Annotated in this window: 1 protein-coding gene; it reads right to left on the reverse strand. The window is 55.6% G+C overall.

The genetic code is table 11. From position 1 onward, the window contains the following. Positions 1-54: 54 nt before the first annotated feature. Positions 55-311: 50S ribosomal protein L14 (rplN, locus tag AC0IYH_RS30630; protein WP_305212013.1), on the reverse strand; the 257-nt coding region annotated here is incomplete at its 5' end.

Genomic DNA, 311 nt, shown 5'->3' on the forward strand with positions numbered 1-311 from the left:
CGGCGATCACGATGATCTCGTCGTCACGACGAATCTTTTGCATGTCGGATCTCCTTAAAGCACTTCCGGGGCGAGCGAGACGATCTTCATGAACTTCTCAGTACGAAGTTCACGGGTCACTGGCCCGAAGATACGGGTACCAATCGGCTCTTGCTTGTTGTTCAGAAGAACAGCAGCGTTGCCGTCGAAGCGGATGATCGAACCGTCGGCACGGCGAACGCCGTGACGGGTGCGAACCACAACCGCGGTCATGACCTGACCTTTCTTCACTTTGCCGCGCGGAATTGCTTCCTTGACGGTGACCTTGATGA

It is taken from the genome of Pseudomonas sp. AC463, assembly GCF_979253585.1.